Origin of the sequence: Nitratireductor rhodophyticola (assembly GCF_019891355.1) — a bacterium.
Classification (GTDB): Bacteria; Pseudomonadota; Alphaproteobacteria; order Rhizobiales; family Rhizobiaceae; genus Nitratireductor; species Nitratireductor rhodophyticola.
On the sequence record NZ_JAHSSF010000003.1, the window covers coordinates 588,701 to 607,358 of the forward strand.

General features: G+C 62.6%; 18 protein-coding genes. 13 read left to right on the plus strand and 5 right to left on the minus strand.

Annotation, left to right across the window (positions count from 1 at the left end):
* Window positions 1–18 precede the first annotated feature (18 nt).
* Entirely contained in the window at window positions 19–849 is an 831-nt protein-coding gene (locus KUG85_RS13870; protein ID WP_223005618.1) for an alpha/beta hydrolase, read from the minus strand.
* Between the two features lie 232 nt (window positions 850–1,081).
* Here KUG85_RS13870 and KUG85_RS13875 point away from each other — a divergent pair, with 232 nt between their 5' ends.
* The 13 genes from KUG85_RS13875 to KUG85_RS13935 all read left to right on the plus strand — a co-directional run bounded on the left by KUG85_RS13875 (window position 1,082) and on the right by KUG85_RS13935 (window position 14,684).
* Entirely contained in the window at window positions 1,082–3,373 is a 2,292-nt protein-coding gene (locus KUG85_RS13875; RefSeq protein ID WP_223005619.1) for a bifunctional salicylyl-CoA 5-hydroxylase/oxidoreductase, read from the plus strand.
* 166 nt (window positions 3,374–3,539) lie between these two features.
* Complete coding sequence (locus KUG85_RS13880; protein WP_065816807.1) at window positions 3,540–4,298, plus strand: SDR family NAD(P)-dependent oxidoreductase; 759 nt, start codon at window positions 3,540–3,542, stop codon at window positions 4,296–4,298.
* Window positions 4,292–4,768: a MarR family winged helix-turn-helix transcriptional regulator gene (locus tag KUG85_RS13885; RefSeq protein ID WP_007010704.1), complete on the plus strand. Its 477-nt coding sequence runs from the start codon at window positions 4,292–4,294 to the stop codon at window positions 4,766–4,768. Before KUG85_RS13880 ends, KUG85_RS13885 begins: the two co-directional genes overlap by 7 nt.
* The gene (locus tag KUG85_RS13890) at window positions 4,765–5,577 is read left to right on the plus strand and encodes an enoyl-CoA hydratase family protein (protein ID WP_223005620.1); all 813 of its coding nucleotides are present in this window, start codon (window positions 4,765–4,767) and stop codon (window positions 5,575–5,577) included. The genes KUG85_RS13885 and KUG85_RS13890 overlap by 4 nt, the downstream gene beginning before the upstream one ends.
* A gap of 207 nt (window positions 5,578–5,784) precedes the next feature.
* Window positions 5,785–6,924 (plus strand): acyl-CoA dehydrogenase family protein, encoded by a 1,140-nt coding sequence (locus KUG85_RS13895; protein WP_223005621.1) that lies wholly within the window; start codon window positions 5,785–5,787, stop codon window positions 6,922–6,924.
* Between the two features lie 10 nt (window positions 6,925–6,934).
* Window positions 6,935–8,554 carry an AMP-binding protein gene (locus KUG85_RS13900; protein ID WP_223005622.1) on the plus strand — a complete coding sequence of 540 codons (1,620 nt, stop codon included), beginning with the start codon at window positions 6,935–6,937 and terminating at the stop codon, window positions 8,552–8,554.
* On the plus strand, window positions 8,551–9,390 hold the full coding sequence (kynA, locus tag KUG85_RS13905) for a tryptophan 2,3-dioxygenase (protein WP_407673669.1): 840 nt from the start codon (window positions 8,551–8,553) through the stop codon (window positions 9,388–9,390). The genes KUG85_RS13900 and kynA overlap by 4 nt, the downstream gene beginning before the upstream one ends.
* A gap of 185 nt (window positions 9,391–9,575) precedes the next feature.
* Window positions 9,576–10,712, plus strand: coding sequence for an ABC transporter substrate-binding protein (locus KUG85_RS13910; RefSeq protein ID WP_223005623.1), 1,137 nt, complete (start codon window positions 9,576–9,578; stop codon window positions 10,710–10,712).
* 201 nt (window positions 10,713–10,913) lie between these two features.
* Entirely contained in the window at window positions 10,914–11,834 is a 921-nt protein-coding gene (locus KUG85_RS13915) for a branched-chain amino acid ABC transporter permease (RefSeq protein WP_223005624.1), read from the plus strand.
* Window positions 11,835–11,844: 10 nt separating this feature from the next.
* A complete protein-coding gene (locus tag KUG85_RS13920; RefSeq protein WP_223005625.1) occupies window positions 11,845–12,816 on the plus strand; it encodes a branched-chain amino acid ABC transporter permease in 972 nt (323 codons plus the stop codon).
* Window positions 12,809–13,558, plus strand: coding sequence for an ABC transporter ATP-binding protein (locus KUG85_RS13925; protein ID WP_223005626.1), 750 nt, complete (start codon window positions 12,809–12,811; stop codon window positions 13,556–13,558). Before KUG85_RS13920 ends, KUG85_RS13925 begins: the two co-directional genes overlap by 8 nt.
* Window positions 13,555–14,241 carry an ABC transporter ATP-binding protein gene (locus KUG85_RS13930; RefSeq protein WP_223005627.1) on the plus strand — a complete coding sequence of 229 codons (687 nt, stop codon included), beginning with the start codon at window positions 13,555–13,557 and terminating at the stop codon, window positions 14,239–14,241. Before KUG85_RS13925 ends, KUG85_RS13930 begins: the two co-directional genes overlap by 4 nt.
* A gap of 35 nt (window positions 14,242–14,276) precedes the next feature.
* Complete coding sequence (locus KUG85_RS13935; protein WP_065816797.1) at window positions 14,277–14,684, plus strand: RidA family protein; 408 nt, start codon at window positions 14,277–14,279, stop codon at window positions 14,682–14,684.
* A 352-nt stretch (window positions 14,685–15,036) separates the two neighbouring features.
* Here the strand turns inward: KUG85_RS13935 and KUG85_RS13940 are convergent, their stop codons facing one another.
* The 4 genes from KUG85_RS13940 to KUG85_RS13955 are packed head-to-tail and all read right to left on the minus strand — an operon-like array spanning window position 15,037 to window position 18,576.
* Window positions 15,037–15,912, minus strand: a complete 876-nt coding sequence (locus tag KUG85_RS13940) for a metal ABC transporter permease (protein ID WP_223005628.1) — start codon at window positions 15,910–15,912, stop codon at window positions 15,037–15,039.
* On the minus strand, window positions 15,909–16,784 hold the full coding sequence (locus tag KUG85_RS13945; protein ID WP_223005629.1) for a metal ABC transporter permease: 876 nt from the start codon (window positions 16,782–16,784) through the stop codon (window positions 15,909–15,911). Before KUG85_RS13945 ends, KUG85_RS13940 begins: the two co-directional genes overlap by 4 nt.
* On the minus strand, window positions 16,781–17,686 hold the full coding sequence (locus KUG85_RS13950) for a manganese/iron ABC transporter ATP-binding protein (RefSeq protein WP_223005630.1): 906 nt from the start codon (window positions 17,684–17,686) through the stop codon (window positions 16,781–16,783). Before KUG85_RS13950 ends, KUG85_RS13945 begins: the two co-directional genes overlap by 4 nt.
* A complete protein-coding gene (locus KUG85_RS13955) occupies window positions 17,683–18,576 on the minus strand; it encodes a metal ABC transporter substrate-binding protein (RefSeq protein WP_065816793.1) in 894 nt (297 codons plus the stop codon). The genes KUG85_RS13950 and KUG85_RS13955 overlap by 4 nt, the downstream gene beginning before the upstream one ends.
* Between the last annotated feature and the right edge of the window lie 82 nt (window positions 18,577–18,658).

The window sequence follows — 18,658 nt, forward strand, 5'->3', positions numbered from 1 at the left end:
CAGACTTGGCCCATAGTCTCATACTGTCAACAGACAGCGGACGATCTGATGATCCGAATCCGCCAGTCCGTCAATGACATCGAAATGATGTCGGTCTGGTTCTTCCACAGCCGCGGTCTCCGCGCCGAGCCCGACCCAGACATTGGCCAGAAGTGCGTTCTGGCGCAGGAATTCGCCCCGCTCGGAGGCACCAACCCAGCAGGTGAGTTTGACGCCAGGCATGGGCGCAAGCAGCGCCGGGCTTTCCGCCTGTGCTTCCTCGGGCGTGATCCTGAGCCCCTCATTCATCGCGGTCTTCATCATCGGGCGCAGGTCATGCACGCCGGAAATGGACAGGACATGACGCAACCGCGCACGCACATCCGAAGGCAGTGGCGAGGTCTCGCAGGCCATGCGCGAGGCAAGATGCCCGCCCGCCGAATGGCCGGTCAGGATCAGGGGTCCATCAACGCGCTCCGCCGCGGCGGAAACGGCTGCACCGATTTCGCGCACAATGCCCGAAATCGAGTTCTCCGGGCAAAGTGTGTAGGACGGCATGGCAACCGCATAGCCGCTGTCGACCGCCCCGGCCGCCAGATGCGACCAGTAGCTCTTGTCGAGTTTCAGCCAGAAGCCGCCATGAATGAAGACGACCAGGCCGGCTGGCCGGCCTTCCGGCAGAAAGAGATCGAAACGGTTGCGCGCGCCTTCCCCGTACGGAATGTCGAGCTTGGCCCGTCCCGCAGCGGAAAGCGCGTCGCGGTAAGCCTGCGCGGGCTCGACCCAGACACCGGGCCATCGCTCACCCTGAGGAATGTTCGCGCCATTGGCATAAGCGTCGTCCCAGTCAGCAACCTGGCGGTAAAACACGAGCATCCCTCCCTGTGGTGAAGCGAGCCGCCTGCCTGACGTTCTCGCAGGCCCTGTGGTCGCAACCCTGTCATCCCAGACTCTGTCATCATTGCAGCACGTCATGTAGACTGCGCCCAGGCCGGATATATTTCAACCTTAAAATTTCATACTTGAAATGTTCCCGGTCCGGTGCAATGCTCCAAGCTTACAAGCCAGGTGTTAAGCGATCCTGGGAGGAAGGAGCGCCAGCATGAAAGTTGCTGTTCTCGGCGGTGGCCCGGCGGGCCTCTACTTCGCAATCTCGATGAAGCTGCGCGATGCGGCTCACGACATCACGGTTTTTGAACGAAACAGGCCCGACGACACATTCGGCTGGGGCGTGGTTCTTTCCGACGAGACCCTCGACAATCTGGCTGAAAACGATCCCGTCAGCGCCGAACGCATCCGCGAGCATTTCGCCTATTGGGATGACATCGCCGTGGTCCACAAGGGCGTGCGCACGCTCTCCACGGGACACGGTTTCTGCGGCATCGGCCGCATGCGCCTGCTCATTCTCCTGCAGGAGCGCGCCCGCGAACTCGGCATCAGGCTCGAATTCGAGACCGAGATCGACGATCCCCGCCCCTTCATGGCCGAATACGACATGGTGCTGGCATCCGACGGCCTGAACTCCCGGACGCGAACCACCTTCGCCGACGTGTTCAAGCCTGACATCGACGTGCGCAAGTGCAAGTTCGTCTGGCTCGGCACGCATCAGAAATTCGACGACGCCTTCACCTTCATCTTCGAGAAAACGGAGCATGGCTGGGTGTGGGCGCACGCCTACCAGTTCGATGACGACACCGCGACCTTCATCGTGGAATGCGGCCCGGAGACCTGGGAGAAATTCGGCTTCGGCGAGATGAGCCAGCAGGAATCCATCGCGGTCTGCGAGCGGATTTTCAAGGATCATCTGGGTGGCCACAGCTTGATGACCAATGCCAACCACATTCGCGGGTCGGCGTGGATCAACTTCCCCCGCGTCCTGTGCGAACGCTGGTCGCACGAAAACATCGCGCTGATGGGCGATGCCGCCGCCAGCGCGCACTTTTCCATCGGCTCGGGCACCAAGCTGGCGCTCGAGAGCGCCATTGCCCTGGCCGAATATCTCCACACCGAGCCGACGCTGAAGGAAGCCTTCGACAAATACGAAGACGCAAGGCGGCTGGAAGTGCTGCGCCTTCAGTCGGCGGCACGCAACTCGCTGGAATGGTTCGAGGAGGTGGAGCGCTATCTCGATCTCGATCCGGTGCAGTTCAACTATTCGCTGCTCACCCGCTCCCAGCGCATCAGCCATGAAAACCTGCGCCTGCGCGACCCCGAATGGCTTGCGGACGCCGAAAGCTGGTTCCAGCAGCAGGCCGGTGCGGAAGACAACGCCCCCCGCCCGCCCATGTTCGCGCCCTACAAATTGCGCGGCCTGACGCTGAAAAACCGCGTGGTCGTGTCGCCCATGGCTCAGTACAAGGCCGTCGACGGCTCACCGACCGACTGGCACATGGTGCACTACTGCGAGCGCGCCAAGGGCGGTGCCGGCCTCGTTTATATCGAGATGACCTGTGTCAGCCCCGAGGGCCGCATCACGCCCGGTTGTCCCGGTTTCTATAAACCCGAGCACGAGGCCGCATGGACACGCATCGTCGATTTCGTTCATCGGGAGACGGACGCGAAGATCTGCGCGCAGATCGGCCATTCCGGCCCGAAGGGCTCGACCCAGCTTGGCTGGGAGGAAATGGACGCGCCGCTGAAAGACGGAAACTGGCCGGTTCTGGCTGCTTCCGAAGTGTCCTGGTCCGAGCAGAACCAGACACCGAAAGCCATGGATCGCAACGACATGGACATGGTGCGCGACCAGTTCGTCGCGGCTGCCCAGATGGCCGAACGCTGCGGTTTCGACATGCTCGAACTGCACTGCGCCCACGGTTACCTCCTGTCGTCCTTCATTTCGCCGCTCACCAACCGGCGCGAGGATGACTACGGCGGCAGCCTTGAAAACCGCATGCGCTATCCGCTGGAAATCTTCCATGCCGTGCGTGCCGTCTGGCCCGACGACAAGCCCATTTCCGTGCGCATCTCGGCCAATGACTGGGTCGGCGATGAAGGCGTGACACCGGAAGAGGCCGTGGAGATCGCCCGCATGCTGCAGGAGGCCGGCGTCGATATCTGCGACGTCTCGGCAGGCCAGACCTCGAAGCGCGCCCGCCCCGTCTATGGACGCATGTTCCAGACGCCCTTCTCCGACCGCATCCGCAACGAGACCGGCATGGCGACCATGGCCGTCGGCAACATCTACGAGCCCGACCATGTCAATTCGATCCTGATGGCCGGCCGCGCCGACCTCGTCTGCCTCGCCCGCCCGCATCTGGCCGATCCCTACTGGACGCTGCACGCTGCGGCAACGCTCGGAGACAAAGGCGTGACCTGGCCCGATCCCTACCTGCCAGGCCGCGATCAGCTCTACCGGCTTGCCGAGCGGGCCGAGCAGATGACAGGGAAGGTGTGACGATGTTTTTCGAATGCCGGCTCTGCCCCTCATCCTCACCTTCTCCCCGCGCACGGGGAGAAAGGGGCATAGACGTCGCCGCTTCGTCCTTCTCCCCGCATGCGGGGAGAAGGTGCCGGCAGGCGGATGAGGGGCATCGCCGAACTTCAAGGAAAAGGCCAGCACAATGACCAGTTCACGCCACGCACTCGTGACAGGCGGCGGAACGGGCGTCGGCGAAGCCGTCGCACTGGCCCTCGCGGAAGCCGGCATCGACGTCACCATATGCGGGCGGCGTGCCGAGCCGCTGGAAAAAGTCGCCGCTCGCCACGAGCGCATCCACGCGCTCACCGCCGACGTGACCGACGAAGCCTCCATGCAGGCGCTCTATGAAACGGCGGAAGCCGCGCGCGGCCCCTTCGACATCGTCATCGCCAATGCAGGCACCGCCTCCAGCGCGCCGGCCCACCGCACCAAGCTCGAAGACTGGAACCGCATCCTCGACGTCAACATGACGGGCGCGTTCCTCACGGTGAAGCCCGCACTGTCCCCGATGGCAAAGCGCGGCAGCGGACGCATCGTCTTCATCGCCTCGGTCGCTGGCCTCAAGGGCTATGCCTATGTCGCGCCCTATGTCGCATCCAAACACGGCGTCATCGGATTGATGCGGGCGCTTTCCGTGGAACTGGTCAAGACCGGCGTGACGGTGAATGCCATCTGCCCCGGTTACGTGGAAACCGAGATGCTGGAAGAATCCATCGAGCGCGTGGTCGAGAAGACCGGGCGCAGCCACGAGGAGGCCCGCAAGGGTTTTGTCGAAGCCAATCCCCATGGCCGGCTGATCCAGCCGGATGAAGTGGCGGCGGCGGCATTGTGGCTCGTCAGTCCGGCCGCCTCGTCGGTCACCGGCCAGTCGATTTCCATATCTGGAGGTGAAACATGGTAAGCGCTCCCCTGGCTTCCGTCCGCAGCGGCGCACCGGCAAAGGAACGCCTGCGCCTTTGGATCAGGATTCTGCGCGCCTCGCGCCTCATCGAAGCCGTTCTGCGCGAAAGGCTCAAGACCCGCTTCGACACGACCCTGCCGCGTTTCGATGTGCTGTCGGCCCTCGACCGTGCACCCGAAGGCATGGCGATGAGCGACATATCGCGCTTCCTTCTGGTCTCGAACGGCAATGTGACGGGCATCGTGGAACGCCTGGTAACGGATGGTCTGGCCAGCCGCACGAAGCGCGACGGTGACAGGCGCACATCCATCATCAAGCTGACACCGGCCGGCAAGGAAGCCTTCGCGGCGATGGCCGAAGCGCATGAGCGCTGGGTCGACGAGCTTCTCGGCAGTCTGCCGGAGGATGAGGCACGGGCGCTCGCCGGCACACTCAAGACGTTCGAAAGCAATTGGGAGGGCGGCGTATGAGCACCATGGCGGGTTTGAAGCCGAAGCACTTCATCTGGCGTATGGAAGGCAATGTCGCGCTGATCCAGCTCGACCGGCCAGACCGCAAGAATCCGCTCACCTTCGAGTCCTACGCGGAACTTCGCGACACATTCCGCGCCCTGCCCTATGCGGATGACGTGGACGCGGTGGTGTTCCTGCCCAATGGCGGCAATTTCTGCTCGGGCGGCGATGTGCACGACATCATCGGCCCGCTGGTCGATATGGACATGAAGGGCCTGCTCGCCTTCACCCGCATGACCGGCGATCTGGTCAAGGCCATGATCGCCTGCAACAAGCCCATCATCTCCGCCATCGATGGCGTGGCGGTGGGCGCAGGCGCGATCATCGCCATGGCATCCGATCTGCGGCTTGCAACGCCGGAGGCAAAGACAGCGTTCCTCTTTACCCGCGTCGGGCTCGCCGGCTGCGACATGGGCGCCTGCGCCATGCTGCCCCGCATCATCGGTCAGGGGCGTGCGGCGGAACTGCTTTACACTGGCCGCTCCATGAGCGCCGAAGAGGGCGAGCGCTGGGGCTTCTATAACCGGCTCGTGGCTGCCGACGCACTGGAAGCGGAGACACTCAGCATGGCCGCGCGCATCGCCGCCGGCCCGACCTTTGCCCATGGCATCACCAAGACCCAACTCAATCAGGAATGGTCGATGGGTCTGGAACAGGCCATCGAGGCGGAAGCCCAGGCACAGGCCATCTGCATGCAGACAAAGGATTTCGAGCGGGCGTACCGGGCGTTCGTCGCCAAGGAAAAGCCGGTGTTTGAGGGGGATTGATGAAGATGCGCAGCATTACCCCCCTCTGGCTTTCCAGCCATCTCCCCCTCAAGGGGGGAGATCATGCGGCGGCATGGTTTTCGCCAATCACCGATGCTGGAGAAAGCAGGCCGGCATCTCCACAGCCAATCTCCCCCCTTGAGGGGGAGATGGTCGGCAGACCAGAGGGGGGTGCAGCGCCACACGTCAACCTGGGAGCCGCACCCCATGCCTGATCGCTCCTTCCTCGACTGGCCCTTCTTCGAACAGCGCCACCGCGACTGGGCCGATAAACTCGACGCATGGTGCGCCAAGAACCTCCCCGTCGATCACAGCGATGTGGACACTGCATGCCGCGACCTCGTTGCGCGGCTCGGCGAAGCCGGCTTCCTCAAACCCACCGCGCTCGACACCGCCAATCCCGGCCCGCTCGACGTGCGCACGCTGTGCCTGACGCGCGAAACGCTGGCCCGCCATGACGGGCTGGCAGATTTCGCCTTCGCCATGCAGGGGCTTGGCACCGGCGCCATCAGCCTGTTCGGCACGCCCGAACAGCAGCAATGGCTCGACAGGACCCGCGCCGGCAAGGCTATATCCGCCTTCGCCCTTTCCGAGCCACGCTCCGGTTCGGATGTTGCAAACATGGACATGACCGCCACCCGCGATGGCGATGATTATGTGCTTTCCGGCGAAAAGACCTGGATTTCCAATGGTGGCATCGCCGATCTCTACACGGTCTTTGCCCGCACCGGCGAAGCGCCGGGCGCGAAGGGCATCTCCGCCTTTCTCGTCCCTGCGGACACGCCGGGGCTGGAGGTCGCGGAACGTCTGGACGTGATCGCGCCACATCCGCTGGCGCGGCTTTCTTTCAACGATGTGCGTGTGCCGGCCTCCGCGATGATCGGCAAGCCGGGCGATGGCTTCAAGATCGCCATGTCGGTGCTCGACGTGTTCCGCTCGACCGTGGGCGCGGCCGCACTTGGCTTTGCGCGCCGCGCGCTGGACGAGACGCTGGACCGTGCCGGCAACCGCGAACTTTTCGGCGCTCCGCTGTTCGAGCTGCAGATGGTGCAGGGCCACATTGCGGACATGGCGCTGGATGTGGATGCTGCGGCCCTTCTCATCTACCGCGCCGCATGGACCAAGGATATGGGCGCGCCGCGCGTGACCCGCGAAGCGGCAATGGCGAAGCTCTTTGCCACCGACCGCGCACAACAGGTCATCGACAAGGCGGTTCAGATTCATGGCGGCGACGGCGTGCGCCGCGGACATATCGTGGAGAGCCTTTACCGGGAGATCCGGGCGCTCCGCATTTATGAGGGCGCATCAGACGTCCAGAAAGTCGTCATTGCACGGCAGATTAAATGAGGGTGAACACATGCTCGGACCGACGGGTCACACAGACACATTCGCGCGGGACAATCTCCCGCCGCAGGATCAATGGCCGGCCTTCCTTCTCGATGGTTTCGACTACCCGGAATATCTGAATGCCGGCGTTGAACTGACCGACCGCCTCGTCGAGCGCGGCTTTGGCGACCATGTGGCGCTGATCGGCAATGGCCGCCGCCGCACCTACAAGGAACTGGCGGACTGGACGAGCCGCCTCGCCCATGCGCTGGTCGAGGATTACGGCGTCAAACCCGGCAACCGCATCCTGATCCGCTCGGCCAACAACCCGGCCATGGTGGCCTGCTGGCTGGCCGCCACCAAAGCGGGCGCAGTGGTGGTCAACACCATGCCGATGTTGCGCGCCGGCGAGCTCGCCAAGATCGTCGACAAGGCGGAGATCGGCCTTGCCCTGTGCGATACGCGCATCAAGGACGAGCTCGTCGCCTGCGCGAAGGAGAGCAAGTTCCTCAAAAAGGTCGTCGGCTTCGACGGCACCGCCAATTTCGACGCCGAACTCGACCGCATCGCCCTCGACAAGCCGGTCCAGTTCGATGCCGTCAAAACCGGTCGTGACGATGTCGCGCTTCTGGGTTTCACCTCCGGCACCACCGGCACGCCCAAGGCGACCATGCATTTCCACCGAGATCTGCTGATCATCGCCGATGCCTATGCAAAGGAAGTGCTGCAGGTCACACCCGACGACGTGTTCGTCGGCTCGCCTCCGCTCGCCTTCACCTTCGGGCTTGGCGGTCTGGCGATTTTCCCGCTGCGTTTCGGCGCGACGGCGACGCTTCTTGAAAGCGCCACCCCGCCCAACATGATCGAGATCATTGAGAAGTACCGTGCCACAGTGAGCTTCACTGCACCCACCGCCTACCGCGCCATGATGGCGGCGATGGATGAGGGCGCGGATCTTTCCTCGCTGCGCGTTGCCGTTTCGGCCGGCGAAACCCTGCCTGGCCCCGTGTTCGAGGCGTGGACGGAAAAGACCGGCAAGCCGATCCTCGACGGCATTGGCGCCACCGAGATGCTGCACATCTTCATCTCCAATCGTTTCGACGATCGCCATCCGGCCACCACGGGCCGCCCGGTGACCGGCTATGAAGCGCGCATCGTGGACGAGCACATGAACGAGCTGCCGCGCGGCGAGACCGGCCGGCTGGCCGTGCGCGGCCCCACCGGCTGCCGCTATCTCGCCGACGACAGACAGAAGGAGTATGTGCGCGAGGGCTGGAACTTAACCGGCGATTCCTTCTATCAGGATGAGGACGGCCACTTCCACTTCGCCGCCCGCTCTGACGACATGATCGTTTCCGCCGGTTACAACATTGCTGGTCCCGAGGTGGAAGCGGCACTGCTTGCCCATGCCGACGTCATGGAATGCGCCGTCATCGGTGCACCGAGCGAGGAGCGCGGGCAGATTGTCGAGGCTCATGTGGTTCTGGCCGAAGGCGTCGCGCGCGATGAGCTGACGGTGAAACGTCTTCAGGACCACGTGAAAGCAGCAATCGCGCCTTACAAATATCCGCGTTCCATCAAGTTTCTGGACGCCCTGCCGAAGACCGAGACAGGCAAGATCCAGCGTTTCCGCCTGCGGGAGAAGCAATGACCATGGCAAGCCAGCCGGAGCTCGACGACGACAGGGCAGCGGATATCAAGCCGCCCATGTCCTACAGCGACTATCTGCATCTGGAAAAGATTCTCGATGCGCAGGAACCCCTGTCTGAAGCGCGTGATGAGCTGCTGTTCATCATCCAGCACCAGACCTCCGAGCTCTGGATGAAACTCGCCATCACCGAGATCCGCTCCGCACGCGCGGCCATCGCCGAAGACCGCCTGCGCCCGGCCTTCAAGATGCTGACCCGCGTGGCACGCATCTTCGAGCAGTTGAACAGCGCCTGGGACGTGCTGCGCACCATGACGCCCAGCGAGTATTCCACCTTCCGCGATGCGCTTGGCCAGTCCTCGGGCTTCCAGTCCTGGCAATACCGTTCCATCGAGTTTCTGGCCGGCAATAGAAATCTTGCCATGCTCAAGCCGCATGCCGACCTGCCGGAAATTACAGCGCATCTGGAGGAGATTCTGGCTGAGCCCAGCCTCTATGACGAGGCATTGCGGCTTCTGGCACGCAACGGTTTCGACATCGGTCCGAACGCAGAACGCGCAAGCTGGCGCGACAAGCGGGAGGCCAACGATCAGGTGCAGGCGGCGTGGAAGGCGGTCTACGCGCGGCCCGACGAGCACTGGGCGCTTTACGAACTGGCCGAAAAACTGATCGATTTTGAAGATTATTTCCGCCGGTGGCGCTTTAACCACGTGACCACCGTCGAACGGATCATCGGGCTGAAACGGGGCACCGGCGGCACATCCGGCGTTTCCTACTTGCGCAAGATGCTGGATGTGGAACTATTCCCCGAGCTCTGGCGGGTCCGAACGGACATGTGAGGGGATGATGATCAACCGCCGCACCAGCCCCTCACCCTTACCCTCTCCCCGCAAGCGGGGCGAGGGAGGCATAAACGTTGCATTCAGCCCCCTTCTCCCCGCCTGCGGGGAGAAGGTACCGGCAGGCGGATGAGGGGCAAACACCTGCCCAGCAGATAAACGGGAACAAAAAAGGGAGACCACACATGAAGAAGCTACTTGCAGCAAGCCTGCTTGCCCTTTCGGCAAGTGTTGCCGGAAACGCCTTCGCCGAACCGATCAAGATCGGCATGATCACCACGCTTTCGGGCGGCGGCGCGGGGCTTGGCATCGACGCCCGCGACGGTTTCATGCTGGCAATCGAGCAGGCCGGCAACAAGGAAATCGAGGTCATCACCGAGGATGACGCGCGCAAGCCGGAACTCGCCGTCCAGATCGCCGACAAGATGATCCAGAGCGACAAGGTTGACCTGATGACAGGCATCATCTGGTCGAACCTCGCCATGGCCGTCGTGCCGTCGGCTACGGCGCAGGACGTGATCTACCTGTCGGTCAATGCCGGCCCCTCGGCGCTTGCCGGCGCAGGCTGCAGCCCGAACTATTTCAATGTCGCCTACCAGAACGACAACTTCCACGAGGCGATGGGCGAGGCCGCCAACAAGGACTTCAAGAAGACCTTCATCATGGCCCCCAACTACCCGGCGGGCAAGGATTCGCTGACCGGCTTCAAGCGCTTCTACAAGGGCGAACTGGCCGGTGAGGTCTACACCAAACTCGGCCAGACGGACTATGCCGCCGAGATCGCGCAAATCCGTGCATCGGGCGCGGATTCGGTGTTCATCTTCCTGCCGGGCGGCATGGGCGTCGCCTTCACCAAGCAATATGCACAGTCTGGCGTCGACGTGCCTCTGATGGGCCCCGCCTTCTCGTTCAGCCAGGATGTTTTGCCGGCTATCGGTGATGCCGCACTAGGCGTCAAAAACGCCGCTTCCTGGGCTTATGACCTCGACAATGAGGCCAACAAGACCTTCGTGGAAGGGTTCAAGGAAGCCTATGGCCGCCTGCCTTCCGTCTATGCCGCACAGGCCTATGACACGGCGAACCTCATTCTTTCCGCTGCCGAAAAGGCAAGCGTGAAAGACAAGGAAGCCTTCCGCGCGGCGTTGAAGGAAGCGGACTTCGATTCCGTCCGCGGCAAGTTCTCCTTCAACACCAACAACCACCCGATCCAGGACTTCTACGTCCGCGAGGTGGTGAAGGATGGCGACACGCTGACCAACAAGATCGTGGCCACGGCATTCACCGACCACAAGGACGCCTACGCGGCCGAGTGCAAGATGTAGGACAGCCATGCGACATCCCGCCCTCGTGGTTCGACAAGCTCACCATGAGGGCTGGGGTGGCGTGAGTTCTGCAACATGCACTCCATTTTTTGGCGTGTTTCGCCTGACGCAGCTGTTTCACCCTCATCCTGAGCTTGTCGAAGGGCGAGGGTGAAACGCAACCTCAGTCGCCTCAAGTTCAACCCAAACAACAGATGACCCGTGACCCTCACCCTCCTCATAGAGCAGATATTGAACGGACTGCAGTTCGGCGTGATGCTGTTCCTGATGGCCGCCGGCCTGACGCTGATCTTCGGCGTCATGGGGCTCATCAACCTTGCGCATGGTTCGCTCTTCATGGTTGGCGCATTTGCCTGCGCGGCCGTGGCTGCGGCCACCGGCTCCTTCTGGCTCGGCCTCGTCGCCAGCCTTGCCGCCGCAGCCGCCGCCGGCGCACTGGTCGAAATCCTCGTCATAAGACGGCTCTACGAACGCGACCATCTCGATCAGGTGCTCGCCACCTTTGCGCTGATCCTCATCTTCTCCGAGGGCACGCGCTGGGTTTTCGGCTCCTTCCCGCTCTATCTCGACATTCCGCAGCTTCTGTCGGGCGCTGTGTACCTGCCCGGCGGCGCGCAGTACCCCATCTACCGGCTGGCAGTGATCGGTGTGGGCATTGCGGTGGCCGTGGGACTCTATCTCCTGATCGGCAAGACCCGGCTTGGCATGCGCATTCGCGCCGGTGAATCCGACCGCGAAATGATCGGCGCACTCGGCATCGACATAGGCACGCTCTACACGCTCGTCTTTGCGCTGGGCGCAGCCCTTGCCGGTCTGGCCGGCGCCATGGTGGGCGCGCTTCAGTCGGTGCAGGTGGGCATGGGCGAACCGGTGCTGATCCTCGCCTTCGTGGTCATCGTCATTGGCGGCATCGGCTCCATCAAGGGCGCGCTGGTCGGCTCCATACTGGTGGGGCTGACAGAGACGCTGGGCCGCTTCCTGCTGCCGCATGTCTTCGGCCTGTTCATGCCCAATTCCGAAGCCGCCACGGTCGGCGCGGCACTTGCCTCCATGCTGATCTACATCGTCATGGCCCTCATCCTCGCTTTCAGGCCACAGGGCCTGTTCGCGGCGAATGCATGAGGGGCCGCACATGACACGCGAAACAGTCTTCAGCATCGTCATCGTCATCGGCCTGCTTGCCGCAGCCTTCATCGCGCAGGCCATGGGTGAAACCTTCTACATCACGCTGGCGACCCGCATGGCGATCCTCGGCCTCGCCGCCACGGGTCTCAACATCGCGCTCGGTCTCGGCGGTCTGGTCTCCTTCGGCCATGCCGCCTTCTTCGGCATTGGCGGCTATGCGGCAGGCATTCTCGCCACCCACGCATTCAACAGCGAGCCGCTTCTCTTCGGCCTGCCCGGCACCAACCAGATGATCGTGATCTGGATCACCGGCGCCATCGCTGCCGCGCTCGTGGCAACGCTGATCGGACTGATCTCGCTCAGAACCTCAGGCGTCTATTTCATCATGATCACCCTCGCCTTCGCGCAGATGATCTACTATTTCGCGATCTCCTGGCCGGCCTATGGCGGTGAGGATGGTCTGTCGATCTATGTGCGCAACGCCTTCCCCGGCACCAACACACTCGCCCCGATGAGCTTCTTCCTTATCTGTTTTGGCCTTCTGGTGATCGGCCTCATCCTCTTCGCGCTCATTCGCGATTCCCGCTTTGGCGCAGCACTTCAGGCCGGGCGGCAGAACGAGACACGGCTTGCCGCCGTCGGCATCGGCCCCTTCAGGATTCGGCTTGTGGCCTTTGTCCTGTCCGCCATGATGACCGCCCTTGCCGGCGCTCTCTTCGCAGACCTCAACCGCTTCGTCAGCCCGTCCATGTTCTCCTGGCACATGTCGGGCGAGCTGATCGTTTTGATTATCATCGGCGGCGTCGGCCGGCTTGCCGGGCCGCTCGCGGGCGCCATCGTCTATGTGCTGTTCGAGTTCGCGCTGGGCGGCATCACCGAGCACTGGCAGTTTTTCCTAGGCCTCATCCTTCTGGCGGTGGTGCTGTTTGCCCGCGGCGGCGTGATGGGCCTTCTGGCCGGGAGGGCGCGTCATGGCTGAACCGATCCTCGACATTCGCGACCTGAGAAAAAGCTTTGGCGCGCTGAAGGCGACCGACGGCGTGAGCCTCGAGCTCAGGCCCGGCGAAATCCACGCCCTGATCGGTCCCAATGGTGCCGGCAAATCGACCCTCATTCATCAGATTGCCGGCTCACTGAAGCCGGACAGCGGCGAAATCCGTTTCGAGGGCCGCGACGTCAAGCCGCTCGACATGGCCGCCCGCGCACAGCTTGGCATGGGGCGCACATTTCAGGTGTCCTCGCTTGCGCCTGAGTTTTCCGCCCTGCGCAATGTGATGCTCGCGGCGCAGGCACGTCAGGGCTCCAGCTTCCGTTTCTTCAAACCCGTCATGCACGACACGAGCCTCACCGAACCGGCCCGCGAAGCGCTCGCCCGCGTCGGCCTGTCGGACCGCGCCGACGTGCCCGCCGCTGAGCTTTCCCACGGCGAACGCCGCCAGCTCGAAATCGCCATCGCCCTGGCGCTCGGCGCGAAGGCGTTTCTGCTTGATGAGCCCATGGCCGGCATGGGGCCCGAAGGCTCACAGGCGCTCACAACTTTTCTTGATGGGCTTCGAGCCGAAGCGCCGATCCTCTTGATCGAGCACGACATGGACGCCGTCTTTGCCCTTGCCGACCGCATCTCGGTCCTCGTCTATGGGCGGATCATCGCCACCGGCACGGTGGACGACATCCGCAATCATCCCGCCGTGCGCGAAGCCTATCTGGGAGACGGCGCATGAAGCTGCTCGATATCCGGGATCTGAAAACCTTCTACGGAAAATCGCAGGCGCTGTTCGGCGTCGATCTTTCGGTCGAGGAAGGCGAGGCCGTGGCGCTGATGGGCCGCAACGGCATGGGCAAGACGACGACGATCCGCTCCGTCTGTCATCTCACGCCCGCACAATCAGGCAGCATAAACTTTGCCGGCAAAGAAATTATGCGTATGAAGCCGCACCGCATCGCCCGGCTCGGCGTCGGGCTGGTGCCGGAGGGCCGTCGCTGCTTCCCGAACCTGACGGTGGAGGAAAACATCCTCGCCGCTGCCCGTCCGGGCAAGTGGACGCTCGATGGCGTGAACGCGCTGTTCCCCCGGCTCGCCGAGCGGCGGGACCAGTATGCCAGCACGCTCTCGGGCGGCGAGCAGCAGATGCTCGCCATCGGCCGGGCGCTGGCCACCAATCCGCGCCTCCTCATTCTCGACGAAGCGACCGAAGGGCTCGCACCGGTGATCCGGCAGGATATCTGGCGCGCCATCCGCACCATCCGGGCGGAAGGCCAGTCGATCCTGATCGTCGACAAGACGCTGAGCGAGCTTCTGCCCGTGGCGGATCGCTGCGTCATTCTCGAAAAAGGCCGCACCGCATGGACCGGTGCACCCACAGCACTCACGGACGAGATCCAGCAGCGCTTTCTCGGCGTGTGATCGCGCCTGTTTATACCAAGCATGAAGGAAATAGCATGACTGTCCCGCTTCACCAGATTCTCCAGCCCGCCGACTGGGTTCCTGCCAGGGGGTATTCCAATGGTGTTGTTGCAAGGGGCCGCACCGTCTTCCTTGGGGGGCAGATCGGCTGGAACGGCAGTCAGGTGTTCGAGACGGACGATTTCATCGGTCAGGTACGGCAGGCGCTTGAGAACATCGTCACGCTTCTGAAGGAAGCCGGCGCCGGACCGGAGCATGTGGTGCGGCTCACCTGGTTCATCACAGACAAGCAGGCCTACGCCACCCGCCTGCGCGAACTGGGCGAGGCCTATCGCTCCGTCATGGGCCGCAACTTCCCGCCCATGAGCGTGGTTCAGGTCACCGCGCTCATCGAGGACGAAGCGAAGGTGGAGATCGAGGCCACGGCGGTCCTGCCCGATTAGCCCAACGACGCTCGGCGCAAGCACTTTGCTCTGGAGCCAAGCGCCCTCGCCCTTCGACAAGCTCAGGATGAGGGCTGTTTAGCCCGCTCAGAAAAGCGGTAGCACCACGTACGGTATATGTTTCTGCGTCCGCATTTCACGTTTGAAGTAAGCACAGAGCTTCCAGTAACCCTCATCCTGAGCTCGTCGAAGGGCGAGGGTGCCTGGCGCCGTACCGGTCAGCTTCACCGCCCCACGCGTGGCATATGCTTCTGCGTCCGCATTTCACGTTTGAAGAAGGCACGGAGCTTCCAGTAACCCTCATCCTGAGCCTGTCGAAGGGCGAGGGTGCTTGGCGCCGTACCGGTGAGATTCATCGCCCAACGCCCAGTTCGCCGCCGTCCATCTCCCGCGCGGCATCCTCCCGCGCATTGCGGCGCAGCGTGTAGATGAATGCCGCCAGGAACAGCCCCGTCATCAAAAGCACGATTGTCGGCGCCGGCGCGCTATCGAGGAAGAAGCTCAGATAAACGCCGAAGAACGACGAGAACAGTGCAACTGCCAGGCTGACCATCAACATCCTGTCGAACCGCCTGACCAACAGAAAGGCCACGGCCCCAGGCCCGATCAGAAGCGCGATCGCGAGGATAATGCCCACTGCCGTCAGCGCCGCCACGATGGTTAGCGAGAGGATGGCCAGAAGCCCGTAATGCAGCACCCGCACCGGCAGGCCGATCGCCTTGGCGTGCTGCCCGTCGAACGCATTCAGAAGCAGATCCCGGCGAAAGAGCACGATCGCCACGCAGACAAAAAGCGCGATAATCCCCGTCTGCGTGATGTCGCCCCACGTCACGCCCAGCATGTCGCCAAACAGGATGTGGTCCAGATGCACTTCGGTCTGGATCTTGGTGTAGAGCAACAGGCCGAGCCCGAACATGCCCGAGAAGACCACGCCCATAATCGTGTCTTCCTTCACACGGCTGTTCTCCTTCAGATAGCCGATGCCCACAACGCAGGTCATGCCGGCCACGAAAGCGCCGATGGCAAAGGGTATGCCGATAATATAGGCGATCACCACGCCCGGCAGCACCGCATGGCTCACGGCATCGCCCATCAGCGACCAGCCCTTTAGCACGAGAAAGCAGGAGAGCAGCGCCATGGGCGCGGCAATCAGCACCGAGATGATGAAGGCCTGCTGCATGAAGGGAAACGCGAAGGGCAGCATCAGCGCGTCGAAAAAGCCACTCATGCGCCCATCTCCCGCATCTCGCCTTCCAGCGCCTCACGTGCCCGCCTGCGCGCCGCCAGAAGCCCGTGCTTCGGTGCAAGGACAAAGGCTGTCAGAAACGCCAGCGTCTGCAGCACCACGATGATCCCGCCCGTCGCCCCATCGAGGAAATAGCTCGCGTAAGCACCAACGAAGCTTGAGAGCGCGCCAATCGCAACCGCAATGGCCACGAGCCGCGGGAACCGGTCCGTCAGGAGATACGCCGTCGCCCCCGGCGTCACCACCATGGCGATGACGAGAAAGGCACCCACGGTCTGCATGGCGGCCACCGTGCAGGCACTCAGAAGCGTAAAGAAGATCAGCCGCAGAAAACCCGGATTGAGGCCGATGGAGCGCGCATGGTTTTCGTCGAAAAACGCGACCATCAGGTCCTTCCACTTGAATGCGAGGACCAGCAGTGTCACGCCGGAAATGATGACAAGCTGCAGCGTGTCCGATGGCGTGATCGCCAGCACATTGCCCAGAACGATCGTCTGTATGTTCACCGCCGCCGGCGAAAGCGAGACCATGAAGAGCCCAAGGCCGAAAAACGAGGTGAAGATCAGGCCGATGATCGCATCCTCTCGCAGTTTGGTGCGCTGGTTGAGAAAGAACATTGCACCCGCCGCAAGCCCGCCGGCAAAGAACGCGCCGATGGAAAATGGCAGACCCAGCATATAGGCCCCCGCCACGCCGGGCACGATGGAATGCGAGAGCGCATCGCCGATCAGCGACCAGCCCTTGAGCATCAGATAGGCGGAGAGAAAAGCACACACCCCGCCCACCAGCGCACTCACCCACATGGCGTTGACCATGTAGCCGTAGGAGAAGGGTTCGAGCAGATAGGCGCTCATGTCCTGTCACCCGCTTCCGAGGAACCGTCCTCATCGCCATAAATGACGAAGGGGCGCTCATCGTCGGTCAGAACCGTGAGCTTGCGGGAATCCTCTTCTGCGTCTTCATGCAGATCCGCGCCGCCAAGCGTGAACTGGCGCAGCACACCGCCGAACGCCTTCTCCAGATTGGCGCGGGTGAAAACGTCCGGTGTCAGCCCGGAAGCCAGCACCGTGCGGTTGATCAGAACGGTCCGATCGCAGAAGCGCGGGACACTGCCCAGATTGTGCGTCGAGACCAGCATGACATGCCCTTCCTCGCGCAACGCCTTCAGAAGCGCGATGATGGATTCCTCCGTGCGCACATCGACGCCGGTGAACGGCTCATCGAGCAGAATCACCCGGCCCTCCTGCGCCAGCGCCCGCGCCAGGAAGACGCGCTTCTTCTGGCCGCCGGACAGTTCGCCGATCTGACGCTTGCGGAAATCGGCCATGCCCACACGCTCGAGCGCCGCCTCGACCTTTTCATGATCGTGCCGGCGCGGCCAGCGCGTGAAATTCATGTGGCCATAGCGGCCCATCATCACCACGTCCTCGACGAGAACGGGAAAGTTCCAGTCAACCTCCTCGGCCTGGGGCACATAGGCAACGACGTTGCGCTTCAGGGCCCGCCCTGCCGGCTGGCCCAGGATGCACACCTCCCCGCGGGCAAGCGGCACAAAACCCATGATCGCCTTGAAAAGCGTGGATTTGCCGCTGCCATTGACGCCGACAAGCGCCGTGATCGTGCCCGTGGGAATTGAGAAACTGGCGTCACGCAGCGCCGTGTGACCGTTCCGGTAGGTGACGGTCACATCCTGAACGTCAATGCCGGCAGACTGAGCTGCCGGCGTTCTATTCTTGTTGATCACGGGTGCATTCATTGCCCGGTCAGTCCTTCGGCGATTGTTTCGCTTGTTACCCGCAGGAGGTCCAGATAGGTGGGCACCTCGCCGCTCGCATCGCTCAGCGAATCCACGTAGAGAACCCCGCCATACGTCGCGCCGGTTTCACGCGCCACCTGCTGCGCCGGATCGGGAGAGACCGTGCTCTCGCTAAAGACGGCCGGCGCCCTGGTTTCCCTGATCTGGTCAATCACGTGACGCACCTGTTGCGGCGTACCCTGCTGGTCGGCATTGATCGGCCAGATATAGAGCTCTTTCAGCCCGAAGTCGCGGGCAAGATAGCTGAACGCACCCTCACTGGTGACGAGAACCCGGTGATCCTCGGGAATGGCAGCAAGCCTTTCGCGAATCGGATCAACAACCGCCTTGATCTGCGCCTTGTACGCTTCGGCATTTTTCGCATACACCCCGGCATTCTCCGGATCATGCTTCGAAAACGCGTCGCGAATGTTGTCGACATAGGTCAGCGCATCGCTCGGCGACATCCAGGCATGCGGGTTGGGCTTGCCCGTATAGGGACCCTCGCCAATGCTCATCGGCTCCACGCCCTGCGAGACCACCACGCTTGGAACATCCTTGAGATTGCGGAAGAAGCGCTCGAACCAGAGCTCGAGATTGAGTCCGTTCCACAGGATCAGGTCGGCGTCCTGAGCCCGCAGAATATCGCCCGGCGTCGGCTGGTAATTGTGAATTTCCGCATTCGGCTTGGTGATCGATTCGACCACCGCCGCCTCGCCCGCAACGTTGCGTGCCATGTCGGCAATGACGGTGAATGTGGTGACCGCCTTGAAGCGCTCATCCTGAGCGAAGGCGGAGGTCGCGGCGAGCGCCACAACGATGAAAGTGGCCAATCCCTTGGCTAATCGCATGAATATCCCCTGAAACACATCGAACTGCTGTGGTGGTCTGAAGCTAGGTTGATTTTTTCAGCCCGTCAATGCAATTGCAAAT